Origin of the sequence: Sphingomonas panaciterrae (assembly GCF_036890205.1) — a bacterium.
Lineage (GTDB): Bacteria > Pseudomonadota > Alphaproteobacteria > Sphingomonadales > Sphingomonadaceae > Sphingomonas > Sphingomonas panaciterrae.
In genome coordinates, this window is sequence record NZ_JAKNQR010000002.1 from 288,462 (window position 1) to 302,570 (window position 14,109).

Genomic DNA, 14,109 nt, shown 5'->3' on the forward strand with positions numbered 1-14,109 from the left:
CAATCTTGCTTCCGAACGCCGTGAGGGATTGCGCGATGACGATCTCCCGCTAGTTTCGCGCGCTTTAATGCACATGCGGCCGCCAGTGCCGCGCTCCTGGGGGAAAAGGCCGCATGATCTTTGGCCGAGTAAAACCGCTCGACGCCATCTTGGCGACTGCCGAGAAAAAAGCGCTTCATCGCACCTTGGGCTGGTTCCAGCTCACCTTGTTCGGCATCGGTTGTGTGATCGGTACCGGTATTTTCGTTCTCACCTCCGCCGGCGCACAAAAGGCCGGCCCGGGCCTGATGCTCGCATTCGCGATCGCCGGCCTGATCTGCATTGTCGCCGCGCTTTGCTACGCGGAGATTGCAGCCATGATCCCCGTCGCGGGATCAGCATATACCTACAGCTACGCCACGATGGGCGAACTCGTCGGCTGGACCGTTGGCTGGGCCCTGATCCTCGAATATGCCGTGGCGGCCAGCGCCGTGTCCGTCGGGTGGTCGGGCTATTTCACCGGCACGATCCTCAATGAATTTCTCGGGATACACCTGCCGGCGTGGCTGTCGGGCGCACCGCTCGCACTAGGCGGTGTCGAAGGCGGCTTCATCAATCTGCCCGCCGTCGTCATCTCGCTCTTGATCACTTGGCTGCTGATGGTCGGCACCACTGAAAGCGCCCGCGTGAATGCGGTGCTGGTGGCGATCAAGGTGACGGCGCTGACCGCCTTCATCGCACTCACCATTCCTTCCGACGCGTTCGACTCCGATCGCTTCAACCCCTTCCTCCCGGCCGGCATCTTTGGTGGCTTCGGCACCGGCGTCGGTGCAGTCGGCGCCGCGGCGACGATCTTCTTTGCCTATGTGGGCTTCGACGCCGTGTCGACCGCGGCTGAGGAAACTAAGAATCCGCAGCGCAACGTCCCGATCGGTCTGGTCGGATCGCTGCTGTTCTGCACCGTCTTCTACATCCTGGTGGCTGCGGGTGCGATCGGCACCGTCGGTGGTCAGCCGATCATGGGGCCGAACGGCGTGCCGTTCCCGGCCGGCTCGGAAGAGCTTGCCCGCCAGTGCGCCACTTTCGCCGCCAACGACCTCCCGCTCGTCTGCTCGAACGAGGCGCTCGCCCATGTGCTGCGTCAGATCGGCTGGTCGGGCGTCGGCAACATGCTGGGCATCGCGGCATTCCTCGCGCTGCCGTCGGTCATCCTGATCCTGATGTTCGGCCAGACCCGCATCTTCTTCGTGATGAGCCGTGACGGCCTGCTGCCGGAGCGCCTGTCGGCAGTGCACCCGAAGTGGAAGACCCCGTATATCGTCACCGCGATCACCGGCGCAGCCGTGGCCTTTGCCGCTGCCTTCCTGCCGGTCGGCAAGCTCGCGGATATCGCCAATGCGGGTACGCTCTACGCGTTCATGATGGTGGCCATCGCGGTCATGATCCTGCGCCGTACCGAGGCGAATCGTCAGCGCAGCTTCCGCACCCCGGCGCTCTGGATCGTCGGCCCGCTGACGATCGCAGGCTGCATCTTCCTGTTCTTCAACCTGCCGCTAGACGCGATGCTGGTGCTGCCGCTCTGGGGCATCCTGGGCCTCGTGATCTACTATGGCTACGGCTACCGCGCGTCGCACCTTGGCCGCGGCCTGGTCGAAGTGCACGAGAGCGAAGCGGTGCATGAGGTCGATCCGTCGGTGCCGGGCACGCGCTAGGCACGGCGACGCACCTTAGTTACAGCAAGAGGGCCGGGGCATTGCTCCGGCCCTTTTCGCATCGGGCGCAATGGCTTGGCGGCGCGTCCCGGCTCGCCTAACCAGCCGGCATGACCGCGCTTCCCACCACCGAAACCGCCGCTGCTGCCGAGCTCGAGTATCTCGCCGGCGAGATCGCGCGCCACAACCGCCTCTACCACACCGACGATTCTCCGGAGATACCCGACGCGGACTATGATGCGCTCGTCCGCCGCAACAATGCGCTGGAGGCCGCCTTCCCGCACCTCGTCCGCGCCGATTCCCCCTCGCGGCAGATCGGTGCAGCGCCCGCGGGCCATCTCGCGAAGGTGACGCACGCACGCCCGATGACCAGCCTCGACAATGCGTTCAGCGACGAGGAGGTGGAGGAATTCGTCGCCCGGGTCCGCCGCTTCCTGCGCCTCGGTGATGACGAGGAGGTGGCGCTCACCGCAGAACCGAAGATCGACGGCCTGTCCTGCTCGCTCCGCTACGAACAGCGCCGGCTGGTCCAGGCGCTGACCCGCGGTGACGGTACCACGGGCGAGGACGTGACCGCCAATGTACGCACCATCGCGGACATTCCCGCCAACCTCCCAGACGATGCGCCCGATATCTTCGAGGTCCGCGGCGAGGTTTATATGGCGAAGGCCGATTTCGCCGCCTTGAACCAGCGGCTGGCCGAGGAAGCGGCTGAGACGGGCAAGGAAGCACGCCAGTTCGCCAATCCGCGCAACGCCGCCGCCGGTTCGCTGCGGCAGAAGGACGCCGGTGTGACGGCGCGGCGCCCCTTGCGCTTTCTCGCGCATGGCTGGGGAGAGGCGACCGCCCTCCCCGGCACCACCCAATCGGCCGTGATCGCCGCCATTCGGCAATGGGGCTTTCCCGTCGCCGACGGCTTCACCACCGTTGCCACTACCAGCGACGCCCTCGCCCAATATAACCGCATCGAACGCGAGCGCGCCGACCTGCCCTTCGACATCGACGGCGTCGTGTACAAGGTCGATCGCCTTGACTGGCAGGAGCGTCTGGGCTTCGTCGCCCGCGCCCCTCGCTGGGCAATCGCACACAAGTTTCCGGCCGAACGCGCGCAGACGACCCTCAACGATATTGACATCCAGGTCGGCCGCACCGGCAAGCTGACGCCGGTGGCAAAGCTGGAGCCGGTGACGGTCGGCGGCGTCGTTGTCCGCAACGCCACCCTCCACAATGCGGATGAGGTCGCGCGGCTCGGCGTCCGCCCCGGCGACCGTATCGTGGTGCAACGCGCCGGAGACGTCATTCCGCAGATCGTCGAAAACCTCACCACCGATGAGGAGCGCCCCGCCTGGCACTTCCCCACCCACTGCCCCGAATGCGGCTCCGAAGCGGTGCGCGAGCCGGGCGAGGTCGACTGGCGCTGCTCGGGTGGGCTCGTCTGCCCCGCGCAACAGGTGGAGCGCCTGCGCCATTTCGCCTCACGCTACGCCCTGGATATCGAGGGGCTTGGCATCACCAACATCGAAAGCTTCTTCGCGGACGGGCTGATCGCAACCCCCGCCGATATCTTCCGCCTGACCGAGGAACAGCTCCTCGCGCGGGAACGCTGGGCTTCTGTCTCCGCCCGCAATCTGATCGCGGCGATCGACGCCAAGCGCCGCCCCCCGCTCGACCGCTTCCTCTTCGCACTCGGCATTCGCCACATCGGCGAGGTCACCGCGCGAGATCTCGCGCGGCGATGGCGGAGCTGGGACGCGTTCCGCGAGATGGTGCAACGCGGCATCGAAAAGCGCGACGGCATGCTCCAGGCGATTGGCGAGAGCGACGACAAGCTGCTCGCCCGCACCGCCAAGGAACTGGCCGCAATCGTCGACACCAAGCAGGTCGGACCGGAAGTGGCGCTCGCGCTGATCGATTTCTTTGCCGAGGAACGCAACGACTCGGCGGTTGCAGACCTGCTCGGCCAACTGACGCCCGCAAATGTCGTGCATGAGACTCGTGCCTCGGAGGTGTCGGGCAAGACCGTCGTCTTCACCGGCACGCTCGAAACAATGAGCCGCGACGAAGCGAAGGCGCAGGCAGAGGCCTTGGGGGCGAAGGTATCAGGCTCCGTATCGTCCCGGACCGACCTGGTGGTGGCCGGCCCAGGCGCTGGATCCAAAGGGAAAAAGGCCGCTGACCTGGGCATTAGGGTCGTCGATGAGGCAGGCTGGCAAGCCATCGTCGCTGCTGCCGGATAGCACGAATACACCTGTCGCTTTTTTGCAACGCAGCAAAATCAAAAATGGTTCCCTTTGGATTCTTCTCGCCCGCGTAACCGAACGGAAATATTGCGCGGGCACGGGCGCGGCAGCGGTTCAGGCACCGTTTGTCAGAGCACCTGCTCCAAGGGGAATTTGATTAAATGCGACATAACCTGTTTCTGGGCGTAGCTGCGGTTGCGCTCATCGCACCGGCCGGCGCGATGGCTCAGGAAACCACTTCCGCCATCCGTGGTACGGTGACGGCAGCAGGTGCGCCCGTCGCGGGCGCAACGGTTACCGCGCGGGAGACCGCGTCGGGCACGACGTCTTCGACCACCACCGATGCGAACGGCGGCTTCTCGCTGAGCGGTCTGCGTCCGGGTGGCACGTTCACCGTTGATGTCCAGTCGCCCCAGGGCGCCAAGCAGGTCACCGACATCTACACCGTCGTGGGCCAGACCTATTCGCTGCCGATCGACGTTGCGGCCGCTGACGAAGGCGACGGCGACATCGTCGTGACCGCCTCGTCGATCGCCGGCGCCGGCGTCACCTCGGACGGCCCGCAGACCGTTCTTAATGCGCGCGACATCTCGAAGGTCGCCTCGGTCAACCGCAACGTCCGCGATCTCGCCCGCCGCGACCCGTTCGCCGCGCTTGATCTCACCAACGGTCAGGGCGCCGTCAGCTTTGCCGGCGTCAACCCGCGCTTCAACCGCTTCACCATCGACGGTGTGCAGGTCGGCGACACCTTCGGCCTGAACTCGGATGCGAACCCGACCAACCGTGGCCCGGTCCCCTTCGACGCCATCGGTCAGTTCTCGGTCTCGATCGCACCCTATGACATCCGTCAGGGCAACTTCCTCGGCGGCGTCATCGACACCACGCTGAAGTCGGGCACCAACACCTTCACGGGCACCGGCTTCTATTCGCAGTCGACCGATGGCCTGCAGGGCGACCGCATCGGTTCGAACCGCATCACGCTGCCGAAGTACAAGTCGGAGACCTATGGCGCGACGATCGCCGGCCCGCTGATCAAGGACAAGCTGTTCTTCATGGTCTCGGCGGAGCGCAACACCGATCCGCGCCCGCTGTCGATCGCCACGCTGAACCAGATTCCTGGCTACAACCAGGGCGTGCTGGACGAGGTGATCAACATCGCCAACACGCAGCGCTACGGCGGCTATGCGACCGGCGATTTCGTGACGATCAACAATCAGAAGGACGAGAAGATCGTCGGTAAGATTGATTGGAACATCACCGACAATCACCGCCTCTCGCTGTCGTACATCAACGCATACGAGGAAAGCACGGTCGCCAACGGCACCAGCGCCAACAACAACACCCCGGTCATCGGCCTGGCGTCCAACTATTATCAGTCCTCGAACCTGCTGCGCGCCGGCATCGTGAAGCTGAACTCGGACTGGACCGATCAGCTGTCGACCGAAGCCCGCTTCCTCTACCGCAGCACGCGCCGCGGCCAGGATCCGCTGCTCGGCACCGGCTACCCGCAGATCCGGGTCTGCACCGACCCGACGAGCATCGTGAACGGCACCAACACCGCTTCGAGCTGCGGCGTGGGCACGCCGATCGTGGCCTTCGGCCCGGACAACAGCCGTCAGGCGAACGAACTGTTCTTCGACACCTGGGGCGGTTCGTTCCTGACCCGCTACTCGGCCGGTTCGCATGAGCTGAAGTTCCTCGTTGAATATAACGAGAACCGCAGCCGTAACCTATTCGTTCAGAACGCCACCGGCAGCCTGTACTTCGACTCGATCACGGACTTCCGCAACGGTCGCGCCAGCGCCTACAACCTGCAGGTCGCGCTCGATGGTGACATCAACAGCGCCGCAGCCGACTTCAAGTACGGCCAGTACACCTTCGGCTTCCAGGACGATTGGGCGATCACGGACCGCCTGACGCTGACCTACGGCGCTCGCTACGACCTGTACGGCATGCGCACCCAGGTGCCGCTGAACAGCTTCTACCTGGCGCGCTACGGCTTCCCGAACACCAAGACGTTCAAGGGAATGGACAATTTCCAACCGCGCATCAGCGCGAACTGGCAGACCAACGACTGGCTCAGCCTGCGCGGCGGCGTGGGTGTGTTCGGTGGCGGTTCGCCGGACGTGTACCTGTCGAACAGCTTCTCGACCACCGGCGTCCTGACCAACGCGCTGAACTCGTCGACCTCGGGCTTCGGCGTGATCCGTTCGAACACCGATCCGGCAGGCTGCAGCACCGGCGCAGCTTTGTGCGGCATTCTCGACAACGTCGTTGCACCGGGCATCCCGCAGGCGGCCGTCGATTACCTGCGCAACAACACGCAGTCGCTGTCGCTCGCCCCGACCTCGTCGCTGGCGCAGGACCTGCGTCTGCCGGCGGTGCTGAAGGCGACCTTCTCGGCTGACGCCAAGGTTCGCGGCGTGAACCTGGGCGCCGACTTCCTGTACACCGACGTGCTGAGCGCCCCGTCGTTCACCGACCTGCGCGTCCGCCGCGTCGGCACGCTGCCGGATGGCCGCCCGCGCTACGCGCCGCGCACCACGCTGACCGATGGCAACAGCGACTTCCTGTTCTACAACGAGGATCGCGGTCGCAGCTTCATCTTCGTGGTTCGTGGTGACAAGCGGTTCGACTTCGGCCTGTCGGTCCACGGCAGCTACACCTGGCAGGACGTGAAGGACGTCAGCCCGGCCACCTCGTCGACCGCCAGCTCGCTGTACGGCAACGCCGCGATGATCGACCCGAACGTGCCGGCCTATGGCATCTCAAACGATCAGATTAAGTGGGCGTTCAAGTACGGTGTCGGCTTCGATCGTGCGCTGTTCGGTGACTATCGCACCGCGATCCAGCTGTTCGGCGAAACCCGCGCGGGACGTCCGTTCAGCTTCACGATGCAGGACAACAACAACGGCCGCTCGCCGGTGTTCGGGACGATCGGCAACAACGATCGCTACCTGATGTACGTGCCGACCAGCACCACCGATCCGCTCGTCAGCTACGACAGCGAAGCGACGCGTGCCGGTCTGGAAGGGCTGATCAACCGCACCAACCTGAAGGACTATCGCGGCCGCATCGCTGGCAAAAACATCGCCCGCAACCGCGCCTTCACCCGCATCGACCTCCACGTCGAGCAGGAAATCCCGACCTTCGTCGGCGGTTCGCGGATCACGCTGTTCGGCGACATCGAGAACCTGCCGAACCTGCTGAACAGCAACTGGGGCGGCCTGCGTCAGCTCGGCTTCCCGTACACCGCAGCTACGGTTCAGGTGCAGTGCCTGAACGCCACCGGTGGGGCGCTGACCGGCGCGATCGGATCGCCGTCCAACGGGGCGAACGCCTGCGCGCAGTACCGTTATTCGAACTTCCGTGAGCCGAACACGGCCAACCCGAGCATCAACAACTCGCTCTACCTGATCCGTCTCGGCGCGCGCTTCACCTTCTGATCGCGCCGACCTGAATGGGTCTTCGGGGCCGCCGCATCTTCGGGTGCGGTGGCCCTTCCTTTTTGCGCGACGGCGAATGGCGGTGTAAGGGGCGCGCAATGGCGACCTCGCTTCCTGCACCGTCCACTCCGCAAGCGCCGATCCGACCCAGCAATCTGGCGGTCCGGCCCTTCTTCGAGGACAAGGCCCGCGCCTTCTGGATCCTGCAGGCGGCCGGCTGGACCGGCTATCTCGTCCTGCGGACCGTTTCGGCCATATCCGGCGGCTTCACGATGCAGGGTGTGGTCAGCATCCTTGTGGAAACGATCGTCGGCTATTGCATCACGCTGCTGCTGTCGGTGCTGTACGGCGTCTATCGCGGCCTGCCGCGTATCACCGCGATCCTGCTGACGGTCTTCACGCTCGGCGCTGCGACCTTCATCTACGCGCTGCTCGACACTTTCTCCTTCAGCCTCATCAAGCTCTCGGCCCCCGGCGTCGACGTGAAGCTGCTGATCGGCTCGCTCTTCCTCAATTTCACCGTGCTCGCCGGTTGGTCGGCGCTCTATTTCGGGATCAATTTCTACCTGATCGTCGAGGAGCAGATCGATCAGCTCCAGCATCTGGAGACGCAGGCGTCCTCGGCGCAGCTGGCGATGCTGCGCTATCAGCTGAACCCACACTTCCTGTTCAACACGCTCAATTCGATCTCGACGCTCGTGCTGCTGAAACAGACCGAGCGGGCGAATGCGATGCTCAGCCGCCTCTCCAGCTTCCTGCGCTACACGCTCGCCAACGAGCCGACCGCGCATGTGACGCTCGCGCAGGAGATCGAGACGCTGAAGCTTTACCTCGAGATCGAGAAGATGCGCTTCGAGGATCGGCTCCGCCCGAAGTTCGAGATCGATCCCGCGGCCGAACGCGCCCGCCTGCCCTCACTCCTGCTGCAGCCGCTGGTCGAAAACGCGATCAAATATGCCGTCACGCCGAAGGAGGAAGGCGCCGAAATTCACGTCAGCGCGCGGTTGATCGGCGATCGCGTTCGGATCAGCGTATCTGACACCGGACCGGGCTTGCAGCCGACGCGGAACAAGCCAAGCCTTTCAACCGGCGTCGGGATCGCCAATATCAGGGAGCGACTGGCACAATCTTTCGGAACGGATCACCGGTTCGAGGTCCGCGCAATGCCGACGGGGGGGTTCGGCGTGGAGATCGAGATACCGTTCCAGCTTGAATAACGGGGAAGAGTTAAGGGGGCAGTGACGTACGATGACCGCCGGCGCCGATCGTCAGGGCTGGTGGCATCCGCTTGGAGAATGACTGTACCATGACCATCCGCACCATTCTCGTCGACGACGAGCCGCTCGCGATCCAGGGCCTAGAGCTCCGGCTGCAGGCGCACGCCGACGTCGAGATCGTCGCCAAGTGCCAGAACGGGCGCGAAGCGATCAGCGCGATCAAGACCCACAAGCCCGACCTCGTCTTTCTCGATATCCAGATGCCCGGCTTTGACGGCTTCTCCGTCGTCCAGGGCCTGATGGAGGTTGAACCTCCGCTCTTCGTGTTCGTCACCGCTTATTCGGATCACGCCCTGCGCGCGTTCGAGGCGCAGGCCGTCGACTATCTGATGAAGCCGGTGGAGGAATCGCGGCTCGCCGACACGCTCGATCGCGTGCGGCAGCGCCTGGCGGAAAAATCGAGCATCAACGAGGCGGAAAAGCTGAAGGAGGCGCTCGCCGAGCACGCGCCCGAGGCCGCGGCCGAGATCGTGGACGGCGGCGAAGGTCCCAATGCAAGCCGCTTCGAAAAGCTCATCAACGTCAAGGACCGCGGCCAGATCTTCCGCGTCGATGTCGACACGATCGAAATCGTCGAGGCCGCGGGCGACTATATGTGCATCAAGACGGCGGACAACACGCTTATCCTGCGCGAAACCATGAAGGACCTGGAAAAGCGCCTGGATCCGCGCCGCTTCCAGCGGGTCCACCGCTCGACGATCGTCAACCTCGATCAGGTGCGCCAGGTGAAGCCGCACACCAATGGCGAATGCTTCCTCGTGCTCGATTCGGGCGCGCAGGTGAAGGTGAGCCGCAGCTACCGCGACGTCGTCGCCCGCTTCGTCCACTGAGACGTTCGCACCGATGACCTGCCGGCTGGCGCATGCGCGCCGGCCGGTACCGACGTGCATTACGCAAGCGCAGCAAATCTGCTACGGCGCGCCAATGCTTACGATCAATGGTATCACGGTGCGCCTCGGTGGGCGCGCAATCCTCGACGGCGCCTCCGCCTCGCTGCCGCCCGGCAGCCGCGTTGGCCTGATCGGGCGCAACGGTGCCGGCAAGTCGACGATGGTGAAGGTGATCGCCGGCCAGATCGAGCCCGACGGCGGCTCGATCGACAAGCCGCGGGGCGCCCGCATCGGCTATATCGCGCAGGAAGCACCCGCCGGGGACGCCACGCCGTTCGAGACGGTGCTCGCCGCTGATACGGAGCGCGCGACGCTCATGGAGCAGAGCGAAACCGAAACCGATCCCGAAAAGCTCGGCGACATCTATGAGCGGCTGATCGCGATCGACGCGTACACCGCACCCGCCCGCGCCTCGCAGATCCTCCTCGGCCTCGGCTTCGACGAGGAAGCGCAGAACCAGCCGCTCGACAGCTTCTCCGGTGGGTGGAAGATGCGCGTCGCGCTCGCCGCCCTGCTGTTCTCGCAGCCCGACCTGCTGCTGCTCGACGAACCGTCGAACCACCTTGATCTCGAAGCAGTGATGTGGCTGGAGGATTTCCTACGCTCCTACAAGGCGACGATCGTCGTCGTCAGCCACGAGCGTGATTTCCTCAACAATGTCGTCGATCACATCCTGCACCTGCAGGGTGGAAAGACGACCCTGTACGCCGGCGGCTATGATTCGTTCGAGCGCCAGCGGGCCGAGCGTATGGCGCAGATCGCGGCGGCAAAGGCGAACCAGGATGTACAGCGCGCCAAGCTGCAGGATTATATCGCCCGCAATTCCGCACGCGCCTCGACCGCGAAGCAGGCGCAGAGCCGCGCCAAGATGCTGGCCAAGATGCAGCCGATCGCCGAACTCGCCAACGATCCGACGCTCTCGTTCGGCTTCCCCGATCCCGAACCGCTGCGCCCGCCGCTGGTTACCCTCGATTATGCCAGCGTCGGCTATGGCGACACGCCGATCCTTCGCCGGCTGAACCTGCGCATGGATCCGGACGATCGCATCGCGCTGCTCGGCCGCAACGGCAACGGCAAGACCACGTTCGCCCGTCTGATCGCGGCGCAGCTCGCCCCGATGGAGGGCAGCATGACGGCGAGCAACCGGATGCGGGTCGGCTATTTCACCCAATATCAGGTGGAGGAGCTCGACTCCGACGACACCCCCCTCGCCCATATGACGCGGGTGATGAAGGGCGCGACGCCGGCCGCGGTGCGCGCGCAGCTTGGTCGCTTCGGCTTCTCGGGCGATCGCGCGACGGCAACCGTCGGCAAGATGTCAGGCGGCGAGAAGGCGCGGCTGGCGCTCGCACTAATCACGCGTGAGGCGCCGCACCTGCTGATCCTCGACGAACCGACCAACCACCTCGATGTCGACGCACGCGAGGCGCTGGTACAGGCGCTCAATGACTATAAGGGCGCCGTGCTGATCGTCAGTCACGATCGTCACATGGTGGAGCTTACCGCCGATCGGCTGGTGCTGGTCGACGGCGGCACTGCGCGCGAATTCGACGGCAGCCTCGACGATTACACCGCCTTCATCCTCGCCAAGGAGCCAAAGTCCGAAGGGAAGGCAAAGGGCAAGGATGATCGCAAGGCGTTTGCGGAGAAGCGCGAAAACGACAAGGCGTGGCGCAAGTCCGCAAAGGAGGCCGAAGCCGAGATCGCCAGGCTGGCGTCCGAACGTGACGCGATCGACCATGCCATGGCCAATCCGGCATCGGCACCGAAGGAATTGTACGGCTTCAACACCGGCCAGTTGCTGAAGCGCCGCGCGCAGGTGGTGGAGCGGCTTGAGGCGGCCGAGGCGCGTTGGCTGGAAGCGACCGAGGCGCTCGAAGCCGCCTGACGCACCACGCATGGAAGTCCCGCGCGGTGACGCGCGAGGACCGGGGACGCGTGCGCAGCCTGGTGGCTAGCGGCGTTTGACCAAGGTGATCTGGACCACGTCGATGCCACCGCCTCGAAAGCCACCCTCGCAATACATCAGGTAATAGCGCCACAGATTGACGAAGCGCCCGTCGAACCGCGGCGGCAGCCGTCCGTCAGCGACGGCCTTGTCGAAGTTCAGGCGCCATTGCAGCAGCGTCTCGGCATAATCCAGACCAAAGGCATGGCGATCCTGCCACGTCAGCCCCTCTGCCTCTGCGAGGGCGCGAAACTGTGGTTCGTGGATCAACATCCCGCCCGGGAACACATAGGCCTGGATGAAATCGACATTGGCGCGATAGCCGGACCAGATATCATCGGCAATCTTGATGAACTGGATCGCGGCGCGTCCGCCCGGCTTCAGGGCGCGGGCGATCGCCTTGACGTACTCCGCCCAATACCGCTCGCCCACCGCCTCCACCATCTCGATCGACGCGACGGCATCGTACATCCCACGCACGTCGCGATAATCGGTCAGCGACACCGCCACCGGCAGGCCTGAGGTGCGGGCAACCACATGGCGTTGCTGCTCCGACGCCAGCGTGATCGCGCGAACGCCGATCCCGCGCTTCCCCGCCGCTTCTGCCAGCGCGCCCCAGCCGCACCCGATTTCCAGCAACGTGCCGTCCGGCGGCACGTTTACGCGATCCAGGACCGCATCAATTTTGCGCTGCTGTGCCGCCTCCAGCGTGTCGCCTTGTGCGAAGATCGCGCTCGAATAGGTCAGGGTCGGATCAAGCCATGCCTCGTAGAAATCATTGCCGAGGTCGTAATGCGCGGCCACGTTGCGCCGCGCATTGCGCCGTCCGTTGTGGCGCATGGCATGGATGAGGCGCGCCCCCAGCCGCGCGCCGGGCTTTGCGCGACCAAGCTCCCCCAGCGTCGCACGGTTGCGCATGAACAGGTCAAAGATCGGGACGGGATCCGGGCTGGTCCAGTCGCCATCGACCCAGGCTTCATACCAGCCGATTGACCCGCCGATGATCAGGCGCCGAAGCGCGCGCCAGCGAACGATCGTGACATGCGCCACCGGGCCGTCGCGCCGCCCCCCGAGCAGCCGGCGCACGCCATCGGGCAACACGCCTTCGATTGCCCCCTCTTCCAGCCCCTCGTCAATCCGGTCGAGGACACGGTGGAATACCGGCGCAATGCTGCGCGCCCACCGATTGTCCGCCGCCGGCTCTGTCACCTGTCTCAGCATCGTCGCTGCTCATGCACCGGCGCGTGCAGCGACGAAAGCAGGAATTACCGCACCTGCCGTCCCGCCGCGAGCGCACGTTCGCGCGCTTCGCGATGCCCGATGATCTTGCGCGGATAGTTCGCCGGCAAGCAGCCGCTCTCCTCCGGATCGTGGATCGCGGCATCGGGCACATCGCGCAACTCGGGCACCCATTCGCGGATATAGTCGGCTGCGTCGAACTTGGCCGATTGCGACAGCGGCGCCATGATCCGGCCGAACATATTGGCATCGATCCCGGTGCCAGCGACCCATTGCCAGTTCACGCTGTTGTTGCCGTAATCCGCATCGACCAGCGTGTCCCAGAACCACCGCTCCCCCTCGCGCCAGTCGATCAGCAGATGCTTCACCAGGAAGCTCGCCGTGATCATCCGCACACGATTGTGCATCCAACCCGTGGCCCACAATTGCCGCATCCCGGCATCGACGATCGGATATCCGGTGCGCCCCTCCTGCCACGCCTTGAGCTCGCTGGGCGCATGCCGCCATTTCAAACGGTCGAAACGCGATCGCCCGTTCTTCTCTGCATAATCCGGCAGCGCGAGGATCAGCCCCGCGGTGAAATCACGCCACGCCAGCTCACGCCGGAAGGATTCAACCCCCTTCCCCCGTCCCTTCAGGGCCTGCCAGACCTGCCGCGGCGAGATCTCGCCATGATGAAGATGCGGCGACAGTCGCGACGTTCCTTCAACGGACGGCAGGTTACGGGCGTCGTCATAATCCGCCGCCGCGTCAGCGAAGTCGTCGAGCGCCGCGGCGGCCCCCGCCTCGCCCGGGGTCCAATCCTCGAACCCGGTCGCCCAATTGGGCTTGATGGGCAGCAGGTTCCAATCATCTAGGGTATCGCTTTTCGGCCAACGGCCCGGCGCGCTCATGTGCTTCGGCGCGGCAGTTGGCGCTTCCGGCGGCAACATGGCCAACAGCGCCCGGTAGAAGGCCGAAAACATCCGGAACTGGCCGCCGCTGCCCGTGCGTACACTCTCCGGCGGCCGAAGATGATTCCCCTCATGAAGGCACAATCGGTCGCCCAGAGCCTCCTCGGCTTGGCGCCACCATGGCTCATAATGCCGGATGGCGTGGATCGTCTCGGCGCCGCAATCGTCCGCAATGTCCGTCAGAATCGCAGCGGCAGGTCCGCGCCGCAGGATCAACCGGCTGCCAAGATCGCGCAGCGAGCGATCCAGCGCTTGCAGGCTGTAGTGCAGCCACCACCGCTGCGCGCCACCGAGCCGCCAGTCGCCCGGCGTTTTGTCATCAAGGACATAGACCGGAATGACGTCCCCTTCCGCCACTGCGGCGACAAGCGCGGGTTGATCGTGAAGGCGAAGGTCCTGGCGAAACCAGACGAGGGCAGGCATCG

The 14,109-nt window shown here is 64.9% G+C and carries 8 protein-coding genes; 6 read left to right on the forward strand and 2 right to left on the reverse strand.

The genetic code is table 11. The features are described 5' to 3' along the window. The first annotated feature begins 113 nt into the window (after positions 1 to 113). From L8F96_RS08335 to L8F96_RS08360, 6 genes are all read left to right on the forward strand, one after another. Complete coding sequence (locus L8F96_RS08335) at positions 114 to 1,691, forward strand: amino acid permease (RefSeq protein ID WP_046410844.1); 1,578 nt, start codon at positions 114 to 116, stop codon at positions 1,689 to 1,691. Between the two features lie 110 nt (positions 1,692 to 1,801). Continuing rightward, positions 1,802 to 3,928 (forward strand): NAD-dependent DNA ligase LigA, encoded by a 2,127-nt coding sequence (gene ligA / locus L8F96_RS08340; protein ID WP_334655760.1) that lies wholly within the window; start codon positions 1,802 to 1,804, stop codon positions 3,926 to 3,928. A 164-nt stretch (positions 3,929 to 4,092) separates the two neighbouring features. Beyond that, on the forward strand, positions 4,093 to 7,377 hold the full coding sequence (locus L8F96_RS08345) for a TonB-dependent receptor (RefSeq protein WP_046410848.1): 3,285 nt from the start codon (positions 4,093 to 4,095) through the stop codon (positions 7,375 to 7,377). Between the two features lie 98 nt (positions 7,378 to 7,475). Then, positions 7,476 to 8,594 carry a sensor histidine kinase gene (locus L8F96_RS08350; protein WP_046410849.1) on the forward strand — a complete coding sequence of 373 codons (1,119 nt, stop codon included), beginning with the start codon at positions 7,476 to 7,478 and terminating at the stop codon, positions 8,592 to 8,594. A gap of 89 nt (positions 8,595 to 8,683) precedes the next feature. Then, positions 8,684 to 9,484 carry a LytR/AlgR family response regulator transcription factor gene (locus L8F96_RS08355; RefSeq protein WP_046410851.1) on the forward strand — a complete coding sequence of 267 codons (801 nt, stop codon included), beginning with the start codon at positions 8,684 to 8,686 and terminating at the stop codon, positions 9,482 to 9,484. A gap of 94 nt (positions 9,485 to 9,578) precedes the next feature. Further along, complete coding sequence (locus L8F96_RS08360; RefSeq protein WP_046411798.1) at positions 9,579 to 11,432, forward strand: ABC-F family ATP-binding cassette domain-containing protein; 1,854 nt, start codon at positions 9,579 to 9,581, stop codon at positions 11,430 to 11,432. A 66-nt stretch (positions 11,433 to 11,498) separates the two neighbouring features. Here L8F96_RS08360 and L8F96_RS08365 read toward each other — a convergent pair whose 3' ends face one another. Beyond that, positions 11,499 to 12,713 (reverse strand): cyclopropane-fatty-acyl-phospholipid synthase family protein, encoded by a 1,215-nt coding sequence (locus L8F96_RS08365; RefSeq protein ID WP_334655761.1) that lies wholly within the window; start codon positions 12,711 to 12,713, stop codon positions 11,499 to 11,501. A gap of 44 nt (positions 12,714 to 12,757) precedes the next feature. Continuing rightward, on the reverse strand, positions 12,758 to 14,107 hold the full coding sequence (locus L8F96_RS08370) for a cryptochrome/photolyase family protein (protein ID WP_334655762.1): 1,350 nt from the start codon (positions 14,105 to 14,107) through the stop codon (positions 12,758 to 12,760). Between the last annotated feature and the right edge of the window lie 2 nt (positions 14,108 to 14,109).

Coding starts and splice junctions, on each gene's coding strand:
- L8F96_RS08335 (WP_046410844.1), top strand. CDS start 114: ATGATCTTTGGCCGAGTAAAACCGCTCGACGCCATCTTGGCGACTGCC.
- ligA (WP_334655760.1), top strand. CDS start 1,802: ATGACCGCGCTTCCCACCACCGAAACCGCCGCTGCTGCCGAGCTCGAG.
- L8F96_RS08345 (WP_046410848.1), top strand. CDS start 4,093: ATGCGACATAACCTGTTTCTGGGCGTAGCTGCGGTTGCGCTCATCGCA.
- L8F96_RS08350 (WP_046410849.1), top strand. CDS start 7,476: ATGGCGACCTCGCTTCCTGCACCGTCCACTCCGCAAGCGCCGATCCGA.
- L8F96_RS08355 (WP_046410851.1), top strand. CDS start 8,684: ATGACCATCCGCACCATTCTCGTCGACGACGAGCCGCTCGCGATCCAG.
- L8F96_RS08360 (WP_046411798.1), top strand. CDS start 9,579: ATGCTTACGATCAATGGTATCACGGTGCGCCTCGGTGGGCGCGCAATC.
- L8F96_RS08365 (WP_334655761.1), bottom strand. CDS start 12,713: ATGCTGAGACAGGTGACAGAGCCGGCGGCGGACAATCGGTGGGCGCGC.
- L8F96_RS08370 (WP_334655762.1), bottom strand. CDS start 14,107: ATGCCTGCCCTCGTCTGGTTTCGCCAGGACCTTCGCCTTCACGATCAA.